Here is an 18,904-nt window from a genome sequence, read left to right as displayed (position 1 = left end):
TTAAAAGCAGCATTTTAAAATGTATCACTAAGGTCAAACCGATTGGAAAATGAACGTTGGGCATGTCGGATGAAGCGGTAACTATTTAGAGTGACACTGCATTGTTAAAGGACATGAACATACATCCATGAAGCACCGCGCATAGCGCGGTTTTTTTGTTTTTGTGATTCCTCATTGCGAACAAGAACCTTCACTCATAGGCAAAGTAATCAATTTAAAATACTACCTTGACAGTCACAGTAATGTGTCGTATTATACAAATGCGAGGTGATTACATGAGTGAAAACAAAATTACATCCGACCTGCTGCGCGGACATACCGATACGATGATCTTGCGGCTCTTATCCGAAGCTGACCGCTACGGTTACGAGATCGTCAAGCTGATTGCCGATCGCTCGGGTGGTGAGTATGAATTAAAGGAAGCCACGATGTACTCCAGCGTCCGACGGCTTGAGGCGGACGGTGATATAGAGTGGTTTTGGGGGGATGAATCCCAAGGAGGACGCCGTAAATATTTTAGAATTACCGAAAAGGGTAAGGTTGCGTACGTCCGCAATATAAGCAACTGGGAGTACGCGAAGCGCGTTCTAGAAAACTTATTATAAGGAGAGATGATTTTATGCATCAGAAATTGACGAATTACTTGAACGGCGTATTTACGCCATACGATGGAGTAAAAAGCGTTACCGAATTAAAGGCCGATCTGCACTCCGATTTACAGGAGCGGTTCCGTGAACTCAAAGCGGAGGGCAAGGATGATGAGACAGCGTTTAAGATGACAATTGAGAGTATCGGCGACATCGAGCAAACGATCCTGGAGGTCGCCAACCTCTCCCGCTCGCTGGAACGTCAGGTGGTGACAAACTTTAGCGCAAGCAACCTGGCGAAAAGCGACTTTGCAGGCGTTACGGCCCATAAAGGACTGTTTAAAGGTAGCGCGTTGCACGGCTCCGACTTTTCAGGCGCAGATTTGACCGGCAGTTCGTTTAAGAGCAGCGACGTTCGCGAAGCCAATTTTGACGGCGCGAATCTGACGGACTGCAGCCTATCCGGACTTGACCTGACAAATGCAAGCTTCAATAAGACGATCCTTGTACGAACCAATTTCAGTAAGTCGGGGCTTGACGGAGCCAAATTCACAGGAGTAAGACTGACCGACGTGACGTTAACGCTAACCGATCTAAGCAAAACGATTTTTGAAGGATGTTTATTTGATGGGGTTGACTTCAAGTACTCCGCCTTGGGCGGGCAGCGTTTTGACGGGCAAACCTTTATCGGCGTTAAGTTTGACAAGGCGGAATTAAACGAAGTTTCGTTTAGGGGAGCAACGCTTAAAAATGTGTCTTTTATTTCAGGATTTACGTTAACGAAGAAATACTATCGCGTCATTAAAACGATCTGCTTTGACGGAGCGATGATGGATAAGTTGACTTATGCCTCTCTTAAGGGCATGGAGGCCAATCTGTCTAAGGTTACCGTAATTTAAGGGGGGGACAAAAATATGCCAAACAAATCAATTAAAGTAACCGGGCTCGAAAAGTCCTATAAGGATCTTCAGGTCCTAAAGGGCGTAGATTTTGAGGTGGAAGAGGGCAGTATTTTCGCGTTGCTCGGGTCCAACGGGGCAGGCAAGACTACGGTTGTCAAAATCCTCACCACACTGCTCAAACAAGATGGCGGATCCGTTACCGTAAACGGATTCGATGTTGCTTCAAAACCAGAGAATGTGCGACAAGCGATCAGTCTGACCGGTCAATTTGCCGCCGTTGACGAATTATTGACCGGACGGGAAAATCTTATCTTGATTGCCAAGCTAAGATACCTTAAAAACCCACGACAGGTTGCAGACGATTTGCTTAAAAGCTTCGGCCTGACAGATGCCGCAGACCGCAGAGTATCCACTTATTCGGGTGGTATGCGCCGCAGGCTCGACATCGCCTTGAGCCTTGTGGGAAAACCAAAAATCATATTCCTCGACGAGCCGACCACCGGACTCGACCCTGAGGCACGTATCGAGGTATGGAAGATTGTCAAAGAGCTTGCGGTCGGAGGTACGACGGTTCTTCTCACCACGCAGTATCTGGAAGAGGCAGAGCAGCTTGCCGACAAAATTGCCATTCTGCATGAGGGCAAGATTATTGCCAGCGGCACGCTTTCGGAGCTGAAACAGCTGTTCCCACTAGCAAAAGTGGAATATGTTGAAAAACAGCCGACATTAGAGGATATTTTCCTTGCAATCGTGGGCAAAAGGGAGGGAAAGTAAATGGAGGGAGTAAAAAAGCACTTCTTCAGTGATGTAAGCATTATGCTAGGACGTTCTATGCGTCATATTTCCCGCAGCATGGACACCATCATTACGGTAGCCATCACGCCGATTGCGTTGATGCTGCTGTTCGTCTATGTGTTCGGAGGCGCCATTCAAACCGGAACGGATAACTATGTGAATTACCTGCTGCCAGGCATACTTTTAATCGCCATTGCTAGCGGAATATCCTACACGGCTTTTCGACTGTTCAACGATGTGCAGAAGGGCATATTCGAGCGGTTTCAAACCATGCCTATTTCACGCTCCGCATTTCTTTGGGGACATGTACTCACCTCGTTAGTATCCAACGCTATATCCCTAATTATTATCATTATCATAGCTTTGATTATGGGCTTTCATTCGTCTGCGGGAATACTGTCGTGGCTTGCGGTTGTCGGCATACTCGCTCTGTTTACGCTGGCATTAACTTGGATAGCGGCCATTGCAGGTCTGTCTGCAAAAACGGTCGATGGCGCAAGTGCCTTTTCCTACCCGCTTATCTTCCTACCGTTTATCAGCTCGGCGTTTGTTCCGACCGAGTCGATGCCTGCGGTCGTTCGTGCCTTCGCTGAAAATCAGCCGGTGACCTCGATCGTAGAGGCTATCCGTGCGCTGCTGTCAGATCAGCCTGTGGGCAATGATATATGGGTCGCACTTGCGTGGTGCGTCGGGATTTTGTTCGTAGCCTATTTCTTTGCAATGAGGGTGTACAAAAAGAGAGTGTGAAGAAGGACTTCGGGCAGTAATGATAATCTGGTAGGTGTCTTGCATGTGATGAATCTTCATTTCATGGAAATAAGCAGCAAAAAAGCACTGATGACTTTTCTTCATCAGTGCTTTTTTATGTCGAAAACGAATCTAAGTTATTGTTTTCATTTAAATTGCTTATTGCGTTCTTTTGAATATAACTAGGCGGAAGAGGAATCGATGCCGGAGAAGAAAAATATTAAAGGACAACTATGAGCGAACAAAAAAGCAGAAGCACACATCTGATCAATCAGGAGACTATAAGTGCGATTGATTTAATACCGGCAAACGACCTTTCCGGATACCCATTTTTCGCAAGAAGGCGCCAATTCCAGTGAATACGCCTATAATTGTTTTCGATTGGTAATGTCGCCTATGATGACACTTTGGGTGAAAGTAAATGAATGGTGTTTTTGTAGGGTAGTAAGGACTGTTCGGATTTTTTCTCTTAGTAGTTTGACTACTGAGAAATTTTTACTGCAATCTTACGACCACTATTTACTTTGTGTAGACAATGAAAATTAAAAGCAATTTGTTTCTAGATCTTTACAAGGAAGAGAGGGATATTGTAATTTAATGGTGGTTCTAGATAATGGGTATTCAAGTCGAGGGATGGTGAAATGGTAATGGTAGCTAATTGGTGGCTGGCTCTCATTATTATGGTTGTATTAAACGGCATTTTGGTTTGGACTTTGTTAGTAGGGTCAGAGCCGTTAAGTCGAAGGGCCAAAAAGTGGTTCTTTATCGTCGTGAATGCTATTGGACTCATTCTCGCTATCTCTCAATTTTTTTGGATGGATTTTTAGTCTTGGGAACAATAAGCAAGGCATCTATAAGATCAATTAATTCAATAATTAGCAAGATGGGTGATGCAGTTCTGACTAGGAACTATGCTGTACTTGTCTTGTTTTTTTATTTTAAAGGGGCATGTCCTTGGTCGGGTTTTTGTTATGTGTAGGATAACGTACTGGTATTGTACCAAACAAAATTATTAGGTATTAATGCGGGAATTTGAAGTGCCTCATGCAGGAATCGAGGCATGAGAATTCCGGATTGTAGCAGGCCACGTCATCTCGACAGGATTCGGACTTTATTGAAGAAGTATATCAGATGTCGGAGCAGTCGAATAAATTCTCCCAAAGAATATTGCGCAACTTTTCGGGGCGTTTTCTTGGGTGACATCAAAACGGTGACTACACCCGTATAAGCCTGTATGAAGTGATCTTCGGACAAGGATTCAAATCTCCCCTCGCCTTGTGTTCTAAAAATGTGTTGACACAAAAGTGGTTAGGAGCCATACTATGTGTATGAACAACAATAATAAAAGAATAGATGATATTGACGCTATTCCCTCGCTTGTCCAATCCAAGCGGCAGATTGATCGCTATAACCTAGACATAGACGCACAGGCTATACTCGTCGCGTCTAGGCTAATGGCAGCGGGAGCAAAGCTTGGGCATGCCTCGGAGATTCATTTCTCTAGATTCGGTTTATCAACAGGCCGATATCGTTTATTGGCAGATCTTGAAGATAACGAAGGAGAAGTGTTGCCTTCGCAATTAGCGGAGCATCTAGGCGTTACACGTGCTACAGTGACAGGTCTTATCGACATTCTGGAACGAGATGGGCTAGTATCTCGGCGATCAAGCTCAGACGATGGCCGTCAGAGATCGGTTATTTTGACGGAAGAAGGAGCGAAGAAGCTCCGCGAAATGGCTCCCGAGCATTTCGCTAGGCTAGAAGCAATGGTGGGCCTACTCAGTATCGAGGAGCGCAGCGTATTTCTCGACTTGCTAGGCCGAGTTACACAAGGCATCTCAGCGCTTACGGGCGAGCTAGGCTCGAAACCAAAGGGAAATATCAGTAGTGAGTAGAATGGGCTAGTGAAGCTAGCCTATTTTTATCCTCATATAGTTAGGACGCTAATTATATTCCGCGGAAATCAATCGTTGAGCTATTTCAAAGAAGAAGGGAACAACTAAATGAACAAGATGAAATACCCGAACCAGACAGACGATGTATACGCCATCAAGGCTGTTGGTTTCAAGAAAAAGACATTTGTACTATGGCGTGAGGTTGTAATGGCCTATGCTGCTCCTGCCATCATGGCAGGTATCGGGGGATTGGTTACTACCGATAGGGGGCTTCAAATAGGGGCATTGACCACAATCGGCGGCGCATCGGCCTTGATTGCTTTGATGATTGGCCTTTTGTTGCGCAGCCGAGTGGGCCGTATACGATGGGTCATCGGTGCACCTCACTTGGTTGTGGTAGGGGTGTTTGCATGGGCCGGGTCCTCGTTTGGCTTATATGCCGCATGGTTGACATCTGTTTTACTGGAAAACATGATACCGAGCAATCACTTGGCCTGGGTCGATCGCGTCTGGATCGATTTCCCGTTGTCTGGATTCATAGCAAGCACGATAGTGACATGGCGATGGCTTCTTGCCGTCACAACTAATTTTTCATCCAAAAGGAGAAGAATAAAATGATAGTTATTATGGGAGCAACAGGTACGATAGGCAGTGCGCTTTTGAAACGTTTGGTTGATCTTGGCGTACCCGCCAGGGCGCTGAGCAGAGAGCCAGAGAAGTTGCGTAATCAGATCGGAGAAAAAGGCCGATCGACTATCGAGGTCGCATCGGCGGATGCTTCCGACCCCGAGTCGCTGCGCCGTGCGTTCACAGGTTGTAGCCAGCTATTCCTTGCCATGTCCAACAGTCCAAGACAAATCGAATTGGAAACTTCGATCATTCAGATTGCCGCCGAATCTGGAATCAAACACATCGTAAAAATATCCAGCCCTGCCTTTGAGCAGAGCTCTCCAGTGGCAGTGGCAGGCTGGCATCAAGAAATCGAGAAAACACTGAGGGAATCGGGTCTCGCCCACACCGTATTGCGCCCTTATGCGTTTATGCAAAACTTAATGCGCCTTGCGCCAACGGTTACAACCCAAAATGTTTTCTTCGGCTCCATGGGCGATTCACCGTGTAATTTCATTGACTGTCGCGATATCGCAGATGTTGCCGCAGAAGTTCTGACCAATGGCGAGGTATCAGGCCAAATATATACGCTTACTGGTTCGGAAATTTTCAGTTATCCCCAGGTCGCGAGTCGACTATCCACCCTGCTTAATCGGCCGATAAGCTACATCAACATGGAACCCCGAGTACTACTCCGCTATCTTATCGAGCACGGGCATATGCCTTCTTGGCTCGCGAACCACGTTGTGGAAATTCAAACCATGTCTACGGTGGTGCCAGAAAGCCCAAATGACACTGTGAAGCGATTGCTCGGCAGAGAGCCACGCACGCTAGACGCCTTTCTGCATGAGTGTGTAGAAAATTTCCGGTAGAGGCGGAGTCCACCTATTTTGAAATTTGTGTCGTTGGCAGCATTTTGTTCCGATCCCAGACAAGTCATTGAGCTAACGGATAACGATAGTTCAATATCACACATGGATGAGCAGGCGCTGCAGTGGTCTGCTCATTTTTTATTAAGATAGGGGCAGGATTTTAGAGCAAATTCTAGAATATTTTTACTAGACAGATTGCCAAATAAGGTGTGATAAAGGTGAAAATAAGTATCAGGCTTTTAACTGAAGTGATTAACAATTGGGACCCTATCGGTCTGTTAGCTGGAGGTGCTCCACAGAACGAGTATGATATTGAGATCAATCAAATTGCACAAAAGTCTATAACATGTACAAATGAAATAGAATTAGCAAAACTTATATACAGAGTGTTCAATGATATGATGGGTGTGAAGCTAGACCATCTAAGTTGCTTAAAGCAGGCATTTAAAATAACTGATCGTAATAACAATACATTATTCAACTAACGAGGGACGATAGTTCAATAAAAACACGGAAGCAGCCGACCACATTGATCGGTTGCTTCATTACGCTAACTGGCAGGATTGATTAGTCAATTTCGCGAATACGTTGAGCTGAGAGAGGTGTTATTGAATGAAATATACTTGTCCCTGTTGCGGATATAAAACACTAGACGAAGAGCCACCAGGTACTTACGATATTTGTGATATTTGCTTTTGGGAAGATGATGGAGTTCAATTTGTTAACCCTGATTATGAAGGAGGAGCTAATGTTCCATCATTACGACAAGCACAAAAAAACTTTATAAAATTTGGTGCAAAAGAACTTCGAAAAATAAAGTATGCAAGAAAACCTTTTAATGATGAAATTGACCCTGAATGGAAACCACTTGCTTAATTAATTTTATTAAGCTAACAGGGAACGATAGTTCAATAACACACATGGATGAGCAGGCGTTGCAGTGGCCTGCTCATTTTATTAAGCGAACTGGCAGGTTAGGGTGGAAAAAGTTGTGATTTAGACGAAGTTGAACTGCTTAGGGAAGGAGCTTGAAAAATAGTGAGAGTACAATGTCCATGTTGCGACTTTTTTACTTTCGGAAGCAAAGAAGAGGCTTTTTTTGAAATCTGTGAAGTATGCTTTTGGCAGTATGACGAAGTGGCTCACGACAAGCCTGAAATAAACATCGGCGCAAACCATATATCTTTGAACCAAGCAAAGGGAAATTATAGGGATTTCGGGGCATATGAGAGAAAATTTAAAGATTCGGTTAGAGAACCGTACAAGGAAGAGTATCCCGAAAATAATTTACCTCGTTGATAAAATGAGTGAAGGAAAAACGACTGTTGCACTAACGGGAAACGATAGTTCCACCATGTGGTACTTGCTGTTAAAATTTACGTTTAATATAGTAAGATGGACTAGAGAACAACCAGAGTAGTGAGAAGAGATTAGGAGGCTTAATATAATGAGTACTGAAAAAGGGATTGAAGAGTACATAGTTAGAATTCAAGAGGTGCTTGACAATGATTATTACAAATGGACAAAGGATGATCTATTTTGGAATGCAAATGTAGATGGAAATGAAGATTTCTGCCAGTTGATAAGTTTAGGTTCTCATATTCAAATGATTTTTTACACTCGTAACCATATTAACGTCTCTAACAATCCTTACTACCGTTCCATAGAAGAAGGTTTATACAAAGACTATATGCACGTAGATAATATATTTCCAAACCAAAATCAATTTACAAATTCCACACCTGGATTTGGAGTTGTGGTAAAAAGTTTGGTTGATAGTGTTGCATGGTTTGGTGGAGTTAGAGATGTTTCTGTTAAAGATTTTGTAAAAAAGAGTCGTGAGATTTTTAAAGAATTAAACTATTATAGTAATGCTGAGAATAAAATAAAAATTACAAACTTTTAGAAAATAGCTATTATGTTGAAACAGGAAACGATTTCAAGTCAAAATTTTAAAATCAAAGTTCAGTTCTCGGAACCACTTCAGATTATAATCTTCAATCGAGAAAGCAAAGCCCCGCTATCTATGCGGGGCTTTCTATCTTCATAATATTCATAAACGGAATTTTTGTTATTGCTCCATTTGTTTAACGTGGACTAACTTAGTCCTTGGATCTAACTTTTCGATCGTTACACGGGCTGGCATATCCCAATTCCTAACTGTTATCTGCAGCTCTGTTTCCTCATGATATCTTCTACTATTTGTTCGCCTAACTTCTCTAGCTAGATTAATGTATATGAAAAATGATTGAACTAACGGGAAACGATAGCTCAATAAAAACACGGAAGCAGCCGACCACAATGATCGGCTGCTTAATTACGCTAACGGGGAGGTTTGCGTGGTTGCAGTGTAGCGCGGCTTCGCTCTCATCTAGGCAGGCAGATAGCGATTTGCATTAGATTTAAACGAAATTTAAACTATAGCCTCACCGGAACTTAACCTCCACCCGCTAAAATTATGAAAGTCGGTCGCTTAGGCGAACCGACATTGAAGCGGAGGGATTGCGGGATGAGAAGTATTGAAATGGTATTGGTTCTGTGCGGGGCGCTGCAGCTGCTGACGCTGATGTTACGCACGCGGAAGGCATCCAGAGCAGCCGGGCTGGTGGGCGCTGGGGCATTGGCGGCTCACCTGATTTTCGAGGGATACAGATGGCAGATGGTTGTCCCTTATACGCTGACTTTGGCCGGCATACTGATCGTTATCCTTAGACGCGCGCAAGACGAGAACGGCAGCAAGGTTTGGAAGCCGCTCCGATACCTTGGTTACGGGACGGGCTGCCTTCTGCTGGTCGCATCCGCACTGCTGGCATCTGCGATGCCTGTAGTTCGGATGCCTGAGCCGGAGGGAGAGTATGCGGTCGGTACGGAGACCTTTCACCTCGTTGACGGTAAACGCGAGGAGACGTTCACGGAGGATCCGGACGATAAACGCGAGCTGATGATTCAGATCTGGTACCCGGCGCAGCAGACGCATCCCGCGGGCAATAGAGTTTCGTTATTCCCGGAGGATCGACAGCTGTTCGAGGCATATACCAAGGTGTACGCAGCGGAAATGAACCTACCTGCCTACGTGTTTGATTACTGGAAGTACTTCCAGACGAACGCATACGAACGGACGCCGATTGCTTCCTCGGGCAAGCCTTTCCCTCTCGTGCTGATCAGTCATGGGGAGGGGACCGCCGGTAGGCTGCTGCATGTCTCGCAAGCGGAAAATTTGGCTAGCCATGGCTATATCGTCGTCGGCATCGACCATACGTACAGCACTCTGGCCACCGCTTTTCCGGATGGCCGGGTGATCGGATATACGGGCCACAGCGGTGAGACGGTCGAAGATTTATTTGACCGGGCCGAACGGGTCGGCGCCGTTTGGACGCAGGACATTGCGTATGTCATCCGCAGCTTGGAGCAGCTGAATGAAGGTGCTTTCAGAGGGAGGATCGACATGAACCGGATCGGCTTGTTGGGCCATTCGTTCGGCGGGGCGACGGCATTCCGGGCAGTAAACGACATTCCAAATATCCGCGTAGGCATCAATATGGACGGCACGCTATATGGAATTCGGGAACGGGATGGTATGGACAAACCGTTCCTTTTCTTGGAATCAGAGGATTTTCTGACGTGGAAAACGAAGCTCGAGCAGGGAGAGATCACCGATCCCACCATTCAGAAGCGTCTGTCGGCCGAACTGGCAGCGATCGGCCGCGCGGTTGACCATGGGGGGACGATGATCGCGGTGAAGGGAGCCAGCCATTATAACTTTACGGATATGCAGCTCTTTACGGAGATGCTCGACCTGACCGGTATGACCGGCCCGATCAAGGGGAATCGCGGGACCCGACTGGTCAATGCATATGTGCTGGATTTCTTCGACAAGCATCTGAAGGGAACGGGCAACGGGGAACTGCTGAAAGGTCCGAGCCCGCAGTACCCGGAGGTGAAGTTCCCGTGAACTTGTTGGAAAGCGTGATAGCAGACGCTGTAAAAACTCCGAAGGGTCACCGGAGAACAGGTAGTTCTGGGGGATGGTGTATTTATCACACTGGAATCGTCCAATTTCGAAAGGAATAATGATTTAACAATCACGAGGAAGAGGCTGCTGGCATAGAACGGCAGCCTCGTTAAGCTAACGGGCAGCATTCCTATTATGAAGAGATACGAAGTTCGCGAATAAGATGTTAGAGAAGATCGGTGGAAAATCAATCTAAACCATTAAAGACCAAGATATTAGAATTTTAAGAAGGTCGGGTAAGCTTGAAATATAATGAACTTTCAAAAATATTTGTTAATGATTTCCCGAAATTCAGGCTTAACCTTATTGAACATGAAGCATTATATAAGGAAGTTCTTAACCATGTGTTTTTTGGTGACTTAAATGATTTTTTGATCGAATTACTAAGAAAAGATATAGAAACCGGGTTACTAATACGATTGTTTGAATTTTATGAGAGGATGGAATTAAAGGGGGATACTTTAGTTAAAGAAGTTTTGTCTTGCACTATTCTAGAGAGGCTTGGGGACGAAAAGGAAATACTAGAAATTGCTTATAGATATATGGGTAAGGAAACAAGAAAAGCATCGGATAATATTGAAAGAGCATGGGGGAGATTATGAGAATTTCTATGTATATCTCCGAAGCCACCAACAACCTCTAACACCGCATTTAAACATCGAGCTATTCGGCAAGATTCATTATGCTAACTGGGAACGTTAGTTCAATGACTCGTTGAACAGATTTCTATAGCGGGTTGAGTATACAACAATAAACTGAATACTGCAGTGCGTACTAAAAATAAAAAAGCTCCTCAAAATGAAGGAGCTTGGGTACATTATTGGGCATTCAAGCTTTCCACATCGCTGTCGAATGCTTTACTATATTGCTTGAACAACCCGGTTTCGAATTCATATTCAGAATCAGTTGCATGGGGTGGATTTTCTTTTAGCTTCGCATACAGTGTGTCGATCTCATTTGATAGTTTGGTCCATACTTGTTTTATATCATCATATTCCGAGTCTAACCCCGCTATATAAGAATTATATTCCGCTTTCTTCTCCATAGCTTTGCCTAGACGATCGATAGTGAATTCGATATCCAATTCATTACCTGTGCTGTCTGTTCCGCTGCTGGCATACCAGCTAATGTTTACAAAAGCTTCATTCCAAATATCAATAGTTACAAAATTAACAATCTCGCTGAGTGTTGACTCCACAGTAGGCTTTTCGGCCTTATTCGAGGCTTCTCCACCAATCGAAGAATCTTTAACAGCTTCCTGAATGGCTTCGACTAGCTTCTCCTCTTCTGTCTTTTCATTACTTGCACATCCTGAGAGAATAAACAAAACCATAGACAATCCAATCAAGAAACCCCATTTTCCTTTTTTACACATGCTCATACTTCCTCTCGCTTTAATTGTTATTTTTTTCCTTAATTAATATCGGTTTCCTTATCCGAATTCTGAATAGCTCATCAACAATAGTGAGAGACGAAATTCATCGCAAGGTTCATTTAGGACAATCGTAAAATAAAGGGATACCAGACACTGACCGGCCTGCTCATTTTTTTGCTCACGGGCAGGATAATTTCACGACAACCGTGTAAGAACATCGGATACCTTGATAAAAAACGACTTGACATTGAAGTGCACTCCAATGTTAATTTAAATTTATGGAAAAACTTTATTCAATACAAGAGGTTTCTCGGATGCTTGGGATCCCGAAGGATACGCTTCGGTACTATGACCGGATTGGCATCGTATCACCGTCCCGGGAGGACAATCGGTACCGTAAGTATTCGAAGAACGACCTCATCGACTTAATGAATATTCAAATCATGCAGTATGCGGACTTTTCGCTTGACGAAATCAAGGGTAAGTTTGGGTTCCACAGGATGGAGAATATAGACCCTGCTTATTGCCAGGAGGTTGCTGCGTTCCTCGATGACAAGAATGCACAAACACGCATGAAGATTGCCCATCTACAAAAGGTCAGTCAGTTGCTCGACGTAGCATCCGAAACGTTAAGGGACTTTAATCATGTAAGAGACCAGCGGCTGGCAGAGATCGTTCGCGAGATTTACCAGGCTATTCGAAAGGAGGAAACCGAAATATTCGAGGAGGGATGTCATGAACGTTAAGGTTAGGAATTTTTACTATCTGATTGCGGGTATTCTTGCGATACTGTTTGCTGTTACGCATGCATGGAACGGGCAATCCGCTGTGCTGCCGACGGTTCAAGTGAGTGCGATAGCCACGGATACCCAGACAGTATTCACGTATGTCTGGCACATCATCACGGCGGAAAATCTGGTCTTCGGCATCGTATTCATTTCCATGTCCTTCCAAAGCGATCGATCGAAGATCCGGCATGTTGCATGGACGATCGTGTCGCTTCTGATCGTTCGATTGATGGTCATTCTTGGCATAACGGCATTTCATGACATTTCGGCACTTGCAGATACGTTAATCGATTCTATTGCCATCGTAATTTATGTCGCCTTCATCGTATTAGGCATAAGAATGAGGGAAAAAGAGACCGGTGGTCAGTCGCCAACAGTAAAATAGTGGGAGTGATTCATTGAAGCTTTACTTCGTACTACAGCATAGTAAGGAGCAGTAAGCTTCGAATATCTGTTATGTAAATCGTAGTTGGTAAGGGGAAATAAAGTTTTTTAATCAGCCGCAGTTGATATGCAGGGTATAAGTCACATCAAAATAAGTTAAGGGTACCCCTGAAGAAGCTCGAGCACGCGTCTTCACTTACAACATAATCTCTTACAATTCAGAGGCAGTGGGCATAAAAAAGATGACCCTGATGAATTCAAGGGCCATCTACTGGCAGCGTAATGCCGCAGTGGTTTATTTAAACTGTCCCAAAGCCGGGTCAGTGTTTAGCTCCGCAGGAGGGCAATATAAAAAAGATTGAACACAAAATAACACTATGATATAATCGATAGCGTCATTGACAAATTAGAACATTAAGTGTATCCGTAATATTCCCTACTTTAATTTTACATCGAGCACTTTGATTTGTCAATGCTCTTTTTAATTCCATAAAAAGGAAAAAGGAGAGTGTTCAGAGAGAGATGGAAACGAAGGATTGGCGGCAGGAACGGGAGCGGTTGGAACGAGTCAGGAACAAACTGCAGGCGAGAATTGAAGAACTGGAGCCGGAGGTGGCCGGACTGAGCGATCAGGCTACGGACATCCGCAGGCGGTTTTGGGAAGAAGTTACGATCAACACAAGCACGTATGAGGATTTCGAAGAGACCTTCTACACGATTAACCAGCAGTCCGCGGTACTTGCCGAACGGGAGCGCGGTCACAAGCTGTTGACGCAGCAATGGAAGAGCATGAATCGTCTGCTCCCATCTCCTTATTTCGGACGCATCGACTTTCAGGAGAATGGCCTGGACTTTAGCGAGCAGATCTATATCGGCGTATCTTCCTTCGTCGACGAAGACGGATTGAGCTTTCTGATCTATGACTGGCGTACGCCAATTGCTAGCCTGTACTACGACTGCTCCCCCGGCCTGGCGTCTTATGTCACGCCGGTCGGTCGAGTCGAAGGGTCGATGGAACTCAAACGGCAGTTTCAGATTCAAAACGGGCAAATCCGCAACATGTTTGACGCGAGCGAAACGATCGGAGACGAATTGCTGCAGCAAGTGCTCGGCAAAGGTGCGGACTCGCAAATGAAGAGTATCGTGGCAACCATCCAGAAGGAACAAAACGCCATCATACGCAATGACAAAAGCCGGATGCTTATCGTACAAGGGGCGGCTGGCAGCGGTAAGACTTCCGCGGCATTGCAGCGGGTAGCGTACTTGCTGTACAAACACCGACTGACGATCAAGGCTGATCAGATCGTTCTTTTCTCACCGAATCCGATGTTTACCAGCTATATCTCCACCGTCCTTCCTGAGCTCGGTGAAGAGAATATGCAGCAGACGACTTTTCAAGAATATCTCGACTATTGGCTAGGTTCCACGTTACGGCCGGAGGATCCCTTTGATCAGATCGAATATGTACTAACCGCACAAGGAGCGCCGGAGTATGAAGCTCGTCTTCAGGGGATCGAGTATAAAGCCTCCGAGGCTTTCCTGCAAGCCCTGCAGAGCTTTGGAATGTGGTTGGGACGGAAGGGTATGCGATTCAATGGTATTCGGATTCGGGACCGCGATTTGATTACCGCGGAGCGAATGAGAGTGAAATTTTATAGTTATGACCATTCCCTGCCGTTGCTCAATCGTGTCGTTCTTTTGCAGGAATGGCTGCTGAATGAACTGGCTTCGCTGGAACGCATAGAACGGGAGGCGCCTTGGGTACAGGAGGAGTTGAATTTTCTCGACACCGAGCAGTACATGGAAGTCTTCGAAATGCTGCATAAAGAGAGGGAAGTATTTGACGTTGCGGAACAATACGCTTTAGTTCGCGAGAGGATTAAAAACAAGCGCCGGGAAGATGAAGGCGACTTTGACTTCGCCCAAAGGGAGGAAGATCTGCTCCGCCGAAGGATTGTGAAAGAAAGCTTTAAACCGCTAAGGAAGAGTGTGAAAAGATTTTCGTTTGTTGATGTCAAAGGCATATATGGCCAATTGTTTGTCGACGAAGCTGCTTATCGGGAGAGAACGAATGGGGCCGTCATCCCCCCGCTGTGGCCTGAAATATGCAGGCAGACCAAGGAAAAGCTGCTCCGGAACGAGTTGTTCTACGAGGATGCGACTCCGTATTTGTATATAAAAGAACTGATCGAAGGTCTCCGGACGAACACGGAAATTCGGTATGTCTTCGTTGATGAGGGCCAGGATTATTCGGCGTTTCAATATGAATATCTGAAAAAGCTGTTTCCCCGTGCGAAGATGACGGTGCTAGGCGATTACGGGCAAGCGATCTTCATGCAGGCTACAAGTTTGGCCGCATCCGATTCGCCGCTGGTCCGCCTCTTCGGCGAAGCAGAAACAAGCCTTGTCTGTCTTGTACGCAGTTATCGCTCAACCAGGGAAATTGTTGAATTTACGAAATCGATGCTTCCAGGTGGAGAAGAAATTGCGCCGTTTGAAAGGAGAGGGCCAAAGCCCCTTTTGTCGAGACTGGACGGCGGAGAGAAGCGTGATGCGAAAGTTCTGGCAGACATTGCGGCGCTCAGGGCCGAAGGCTTCGATTCCATTGCCATCATTACGAAGACCGCAGCCGAAAGCCGGAAGGCTCATGAATCGTTACGGATTCTAGGAGGCGAAGCTCTGCAGCTCATTACGAAGGAGACGCTGGACTTTGAAAAAGGAGTGATGGTCATTCCTGTGTATCTCGCCAAGGGTGTCGAGTTTGATGCGGTCTTGGTCTATGATGCTTCGCCCGTAGCTTACAGCCGGGACAACGAACGCAAGCTTCTTTATACGGCGTGTACGCGGGCTATGCACCGGCTTCAGCTTTACACGACGGGCAATTGGTCACCGTTCTTGCAGACATTGCCTGCGAATTTGTACGAGAGTGCGCCATATTGACGGATCGGGTGTGATGTCTGCCGCGATATGCCGCGTTCATGATTCAGCATATATTCGGACTCATCCCGTAGCCCGTCATCAAGGCCGGTTGTGAGCAAGAATTCCACGAAGACCCCTATTTCTGCATGTCGGCCTCTATCGAAGAACAGATCAATCTGTTCCTCGACCATTATTTTCACCCATATACAGCTCGATGAGCAGAAAGCAGGGACCTATGTCAGCTCCTACGCAAACAAAACCGATTGCAGCCGGCGGGGACGGCTTCTCGCTGAAAGCCATTCTGCCGCCGCTCATGGCGATTGTTGTCGCCATGATTATGGTTATTCTGGATAGCACCGTCGTCAATAATGCTATTCCGAAACTCGTTGAATACTTCGACACCGATTTGAAGACGATCCAATGGACCGTCACCGGCTATACGCTGGCACTATCCGCTGTAATTCCGCTTGCAGGCTGGATGACCGATAAATTCGGCTCCAAGCAAATTTTCATGATTACGATTGCCCTGTTCACGATCGGCTCCGTACTGTGCGGCATTGCGCAAACGCCGGAACAGCTGATCATTTACCGCATCATTCAAGGCTTGGGCGGCGGCATGGTTGCCCCGATCGGGATGACTATGGTGTTCAAGCTCGCGCCTCCAGAGCGCCGCGGGTCCATCATGGGCGTACTCGGCATTCCAATGCTGATGGCGCCGGCGTTCGGTCCGGTGTTATCCGGCTGGCTGGTTGATTCTGTCAGCTGGCACTGGATTTTCATCATCAATCTACCGATCGGCATTATCGCCTTCATTCTCGGTTATAAATATTTGCCGAAGTCCGACCGCCATGCGGCGCCGCATTTGGATCTCATCGGCATGTGCCTCGCGCCGATAGCCTTCTCTATGCTGGCGTATGGCGTAAGCGAAGGAGGCACCAGTTGGTCCAGCGCTTCGACGATCACGGGCTTGACTGTAGGCGGTATTGCGCTCATCCTTTTCATCTTTGTGGAGCTGGCACAGAAGCAGCCGCTGCTGGAGCTGAAAGTGTTCAAGTCGTCCGACTTTACACGCAGCATCATTTTGACGTGGATCGTACAGCTCGCGATGTTCGGCGCAATGCTGATCGTGCCGCTGTACCTGCAAGGCGTCATGCACTACACCGCGCTTGATACGGGCTGGATTCTGATGCCTTACGCGATATGCGCGGGAATCGGCATGCCGATCAGCGGCCGGTTGTTCGATAAGATCGGCGCGCGTCCGCTCGCCTTCGCGGGTCTTACCGTCGTATCCATTTCCCTGTTCATTTTGTCTGGCATATCAATTGATACCTCGCTGTGGGTTATCATCCTGTGCATCTGCATTATGGGTCTCGGCATGGGCTTCTCCATGATGCCGCTCAACACGCATGTCCTGAACTCTGCGCCTCGCCGTCTGGTGAGCCGCGTTACGCCTTTGACAACAGCAGCTCAGCAAGTCGTCGTTTCGTTCGCGGTCGCGGGATTGACGGGTTATCTGACTTCGCAAATCACTTCCCACGCCGCAAGCTCGGGAGCGGACGCAAATCCGCTGAGCGCCGTCGTCGCAGGTTACGGCGACACGTTCTTTCTGTCCGCGTGCCTCGCAACCGCGGGTGTCGCACTGTCGCTCCTACTGCGTAAACCGAAGCAGCAGGAAGAAGCCGGAAACGCCGACGGAGACAATCCGGACTCGGCGATGATGATGGGCCACTAATCGCGAATCAGCTCGGATTCGCTTGTTTGAAAATAGCCTTGGCCGTTAGTCGGCCAAGGCTATTTTTGATTTTTCTAAGGCACTTCTTTTATTAAGCTAACGGCAGGATGAATCAGGGAATCTTCGGGGAAAATATCCCAAAACCATTTGGGGCTCCGGTCATTAGAAAATTATTGATTATAATGTTGATCGTTTATTGTCAAATGAGTGGTCTTAATGATGATAACGTCTGGGCAGATGAAAGACCTAGAAAAGAAAATAGATGAGATATATTCAAACAAATTGAATTACTCGCCTGAAGTTTATCCTTACTTTGTAAATGTTACAAACGTGCAACGGGTAAATGGATTTAGAGGATTTCATTTTTTAATATGCCTTGAGGTGGTTCCGACAGTTGGTCCACATATTCCCGTCGGTAAGGACAGTCTTACATTCGATATATCTCCTGTAAATCCTAATAATGTGAAGTTAATAAGCTGGAAGCATTTAAAAGATCCGAAGAAGGCCGATTTCCCGCCGAACTGGATGGACGTTATCAATTGGAACTTTTAGGTTTTGCAACGTATTATCATTAAAAGAATGTCGAATCGCAAGCGATGAAGAGGAGGGAGTAAGCATGAACTTGACTGAACTGCAACAATCGGTCTTATTGGCATTAACCACTGAATGGCAGACGCCGGTGCAGATTGCTGGCCAGCTTCCAAAAGCCCCGGAGGATCCATCTGACGTAAATCAGTCACTAAATGAGCTTTTGAGCGAAGGATTGGCGCAAGCTAATTCAGTTGTTTTCGGTCTGTATCGATTAACCACGCTCGGCACGACCATCAAGACGACGGAACTGGGTCGGAATGAATAAAGTGAGTCCTTGAATCCCGGCCTTTGCTGAACGGGAACGATAGCTGAAACACCGACGAGAGGAGGGGCAAGCGGAACTCCTTCTAACGGGGAAGTTGAAGAGCAGGCGCTGCGTGATATGCTCCCCCTACAGTAGACAGGTGAAATAATAAAACCTGATTACTGTAAGGGGAGCTTTTTCATGGCTAAAGGAAAATATAATGCACTAGAGAAAGTTACGATTCTCGAAGAAGTGTCAAATGGGGAAATTGGTTTTTTAGCTGCGACTAAGAAGTATGAGATCAACAAAACAACGTTGATGAAATGGCAGCGTCGCTACAAGCTGTATGGTTATGAAGGACTGGAGCACCGTACACATAATCGAAGTTATAGTGCAGAACTTAAGCTCCAAGCGGTGAAAGATTACCTTGAGGGTGTATGGTCTAAGTACCA

The 18,904-nt window shown here is 46.2% G+C and carries 19 protein-coding genes and 1 pseudogene; 19 read left to right on the top strand and 1 reads right to left on the bottom strand.

All coding sequences use genetic code 11. From position 1 onward, the window contains the following. Positions 1-275 precede the first annotated feature (275 nt). From ADU23_RS07765 to ADU23_RS07700, 12 genes are all read left to right on the top strand, one after another. On the top strand, positions 276-605 hold the full coding sequence (locus tag ADU23_RS07765) for a PadR family transcriptional regulator (protein WP_053373220.1): 330 nt from the start codon (positions 276-278) through the stop codon (positions 603-605). A 14-nt stretch (positions 606-619) separates the two neighbouring features. Then, positions 620-1,486, top strand: coding sequence for a pentapeptide repeat-containing protein (locus ADU23_RS07760; protein WP_053373219.1), 867 nt, complete (start codon positions 620-622; stop codon positions 1,484-1,486). A gap of 15 nt (positions 1,487-1,501) precedes the next feature. Further along, positions 1,502-2,263, top strand: coding sequence for an ABC transporter ATP-binding protein (locus ADU23_RS07755; RefSeq protein ID WP_053373218.1), 762 nt, complete (start codon positions 1,502-1,504; stop codon positions 2,261-2,263). Then, a complete protein-coding gene (locus ADU23_RS07750; RefSeq protein ID WP_053373217.1) occupies positions 2,264-3,031 on the top strand; it encodes an ABC transporter permease in 768 nt (255 codons plus the stop codon). A gap of 1,328 nt (positions 3,032-4,359) precedes the next feature. Beyond that, entirely contained in the window at positions 4,360-4,926 is a 567-nt protein-coding gene (locus ADU23_RS07740) for a MarR family winged helix-turn-helix transcriptional regulator (protein ID WP_053377527.1), read from the top strand. A gap of 108 nt (positions 4,927-5,034) precedes the next feature. Then, complete coding sequence (locus ADU23_RS07735) at positions 5,035-5,544, top strand: hypothetical protein (RefSeq protein WP_197286048.1); 510 nt, start codon at positions 5,035-5,037, stop codon at positions 5,542-5,544. Continuing rightward, positions 5,541-6,407 carry an SDR family oxidoreductase gene (locus tag ADU23_RS07730; protein WP_053373215.1) on the top strand — a complete coding sequence of 289 codons (867 nt, stop codon included), beginning with the start codon at positions 5,541-5,543 and terminating at the stop codon, positions 6,405-6,407. Before ADU23_RS07735 ends, ADU23_RS07730 begins: the two co-directional genes overlap by 4 nt. A gap of 612 nt (positions 6,408-7,019) precedes the next feature. After that, positions 7,020-7,283, top strand: coding sequence for a CPCC family cysteine-rich protein (locus ADU23_RS07720; RefSeq protein ID WP_053373213.1), 264 nt, complete (start codon positions 7,020-7,022; stop codon positions 7,281-7,283). Between the two features lie 162 nt (positions 7,284-7,445). Next, positions 7,446-7,706 carry a CPCC family cysteine-rich protein gene (locus ADU23_RS07715; RefSeq protein ID WP_231637337.1) on the top strand — a complete coding sequence of 87 codons (261 nt, stop codon included), beginning with the start codon at positions 7,446-7,448 and terminating at the stop codon, positions 7,704-7,706. Positions 7,707-7,854: 148 nt separating this feature from the next. After that, complete coding sequence (locus ADU23_RS07710) at positions 7,855-8,313, top strand: hypothetical protein (RefSeq protein WP_053373211.1); 459 nt, start codon at positions 7,855-7,857, stop codon at positions 8,311-8,313. Between the two features lie 603 nt (positions 8,314-8,916). Next, the gene (locus tag ADU23_RS07705; protein ID WP_053373210.1) at positions 8,917-10,359 is read left to right on the top strand and encodes an alpha/beta hydrolase family protein; all 1,443 of its coding nucleotides are present in this window, start codon (positions 8,917-8,919) and stop codon (positions 10,357-10,359) included. 302 nt (positions 10,360-10,661) lie between these two features. Then, positions 10,662-11,021 carry a DUF7674 family protein gene (locus tag ADU23_RS07700; RefSeq protein WP_063845967.1) on the top strand — a complete coding sequence of 120 codons (360 nt, stop codon included), beginning with the start codon at positions 10,662-10,664 and terminating at the stop codon, positions 11,019-11,021. A gap of 215 nt (positions 11,022-11,236) precedes the next feature. On the opposite strand, the gene ADU23_RS07695 is transcribed toward ADU23_RS07700, so the two are convergent. After that, positions 11,237-11,794, bottom strand: coding sequence for a hypothetical protein (locus tag ADU23_RS07695; protein ID WP_053373209.1), 558 nt, complete (start codon positions 11,792-11,794; stop codon positions 11,237-11,239). Between the two features lie 278 nt (positions 11,795-12,072). On the opposite strand from ADU23_RS07695, the gene ADU23_RS07690 reads away from it, so the two are divergent. From ADU23_RS07690 to ADU23_RS33140, 7 genes and pseudogenes are all read left to right on the top strand, one after another. Then, positions 12,073-12,540, top strand: a complete 468-nt coding sequence (locus tag ADU23_RS07690) for a MerR family transcriptional regulator (protein WP_053373208.1) — start codon at positions 12,073-12,075, stop codon at positions 12,538-12,540. Continuing rightward, a complete protein-coding gene (locus ADU23_RS07685; RefSeq protein WP_053373207.1) occupies positions 12,530-12,967 on the top strand; it encodes a hypothetical protein in 438 nt (145 codons plus the stop codon). Before ADU23_RS07690 ends, ADU23_RS07685 begins: the two co-directional genes overlap by 11 nt. A gap of 521 nt (positions 12,968-13,488) precedes the next feature. Then, entirely contained in the window at positions 13,489-15,906 is a 2,418-nt protein-coding gene (gene helD / locus ADU23_RS07680; protein WP_053373206.1) for an RNA polymerase recycling motor HelD, read from the top strand. A gap of 214 nt (positions 15,907-16,120) precedes the next feature. Next, complete coding sequence (locus ADU23_RS07675) at positions 16,121-17,617, top strand: MDR family MFS transporter (RefSeq protein ID WP_053373205.1); 1,497 nt, start codon at positions 16,121-16,123, stop codon at positions 17,615-17,617. Positions 17,618-17,833: 216 nt separating this feature from the next. After that, positions 17,834-18,169 (top strand): DUF3888 domain-containing protein, encoded by a 336-nt coding sequence (locus tag ADU23_RS07670; RefSeq protein WP_053373204.1) that lies wholly within the window; start codon positions 17,834-17,836, stop codon positions 18,167-18,169. Positions 18,170-18,233: 64 nt separating this feature from the next. Beyond that, on the top strand, positions 18,234-18,473 hold the full coding sequence (locus tag ADU23_RS07665; protein WP_053373203.1) for a hypothetical protein: 240 nt from the start codon (positions 18,234-18,236) through the stop codon (positions 18,471-18,473). A gap of 180 nt (positions 18,474-18,653) precedes the next feature. After that, positions 18,654-18,904 (top strand): annotated as a pseudogene (locus ADU23_RS33140) (helix-turn-helix domain containing protein); the annotation flags it as partial.

The organism is Paenibacillus sp. FJAT-27812 (assembly GCF_001273905.1).
In the GTDB taxonomy this organism is placed as follows: domain Bacteria; phylum Bacillota; class Bacilli; order Paenibacillales; family Paenibacillaceae; genus Pristimantibacillus.
Note: the sequence above shows the minus strand (reverse complement) of the source record. Positions and strands in the feature narration are given on the sequence as shown.